Genomic DNA, 1,665 nt, shown 5'->3' with positions numbered 1-1,665 from the left:
CCCCGTCGCCGTTCCCGAGCCCCCGGCCGCACCCGAGCATCCCGTCGCTGCTCCTGAAGCGCCCGGCGCAACGACGGACGCCCGAGCCGCACCGCCGTCCGCCGCGCAGCCGGAGCGGGCACCCGCACCTGCGCCCACCCCCGGAACAGCGGGCGACGCGCTCGTGCTGCGCGGCGTGACGAAGCGGTTCGGCAGCACGCATGCCGTCGAAGGCATCGACCTCACGGTTCCCGCGGGCACCTTCTACGGGCTGGTCGGTCCCAACGGGGCGGGCAAGACGACGACGCTGTCGATGATCGCGGGTCTGCTCGAGCCGGACCGCGGCACGATCCGCGTCGGGGAGATCGACGCCACGGCCAAGCCCCTCGCGGCGAAGAAGCTCATGGGTGTGCTGCCGGACCGCCTGCGCACGTTCGACCGGCTCACCGGACGCCAGCTGCTCTACTACTACGGCGTGCTCCGCGGACTTCGGCCGGCCGTCGTCGAGAGCCGCACCGCCGACCTCGCGCGGGCATTCGACCTGGAGGACGCACTCGGGCGCAGCGTCTCGGACTACTCGGCGGGCATGCTCAAGAAGGTCATGCTCGCGGGCGCGCTCATCCATTCCCCGCGACTGCTGGTTCTGGACGAGCCGTTCGAAGCCGTCGATCCGGTCTCGAGCGCCGTCATCCTCGACATCCTCTCGACCTACGTGGCGCACGGCGGCACGGTGATCCTCTCCAGCCACGGCATGGACCTCGTCGAGCGAGTGTGCTCGCGTGTCGCGGTGATCGTGGCCGGTCAGGTGCTCGCCGAGGGCACGGTCGACGAGGTGCGCGGCGAGCTCACCCTCGAGCAGCGCTTCGTCGAGCTCGCCGGCGGCCTCAGCGACGTGGAGGGCCTGGAGTGGCTGCACACGTTCTCCGACTGAGGCTCGCACTGCTCTTCGGCGCGCTTCGCGGCGACGTCCGTCACGTGGTGCGCGTCGTCGCCGCGCTCGTGGTGCTGGCCGCCGCGACCGCCGCCGCATGCTGGGCGATGCTCACGATGCGCGATGCCGACCCCGATGCCGTCCTCGCGGTGACCGTGCTCGGCGGCGCCGGGGTGACCCTCGGCTTCGCACTGGCACCGCTCATCGCCGGCGTGGAGGATCCGCTCGACCCGCGGCGATTCGCGCTGTTCGGGTTGAGTCGGGGGCGCCTCGCGGTCGTCCTCGCGGCGGTCGGCCTTATCAGCGTTCCCATCATGGTGCTGACCGCGGTCTCGGTGTGCGCCGCGATCGTGTGGGCCGATCACGGCGTGCCGGCCGTGGTCGCAGCGAGCGGAATCGTGCTGGGCATCCTGACGTGCGCCCTGCTCGCACGCGTGTGCATGGCGCTCACGGCGCTGTATCTCCGCGATCGCCGCTCGCGCGAGCTCTCAGGTCTGTTCGTGCTGGTGGTGCTCGTCGTCCTGGTCCCCGTCGGGGTCTTCCTCGCGTCGCTGGAGTGGCGGCGCGCGGTGCCGCCACAGCTCCTCGAAGCGGTGTCAGCGCTGGCGGTCACCCCGCTCGGCGCCGCCTGGGCGCTGCCGGGGCGGGTCGCGGCCGGAGGCGACGCGGGTCTCCCCGGAGTCGTGGCGGTCGCGACCGTTGCCGTGCTCGCGCTGCTGTGGGCGTGGGCGGTGAAGCGGCTGCTCACCACGACC

General features: G+C 72.6%; 1 protein-coding gene and 1 pseudogene. Both read left to right on the top strand.

Features of this window, described 5'->3' with window-relative positions:
* Positions 1-910: ABC transporter ATP-binding protein (locus tag EIO58_RS17440; RefSeq protein ID WP_240658984.1), on the top strand; the 910-nt coding region annotated here is incomplete at its 5' end.
* Positions 886-1,665, top strand: a pseudogene (locus EIO58_RS17435) (hypothetical protein); the annotation flags it as partial. The gene EIO58_RS17440 and the pseudogene EIO58_RS17435, both read left to right, overlap by 25 nt.

Source organism: Microbacterium sp. CPCC 204701, from assembly GCF_004010105.1.
In the GTDB taxonomy this organism is placed as follows: domain Bacteria; phylum Actinomycetota; class Actinomycetes; order Actinomycetales; family Microbacteriaceae; genus Microbacterium.
Note: the sequence above shows the minus strand (reverse complement) of the source record. Positions and strands in the feature narration are given on the sequence as shown.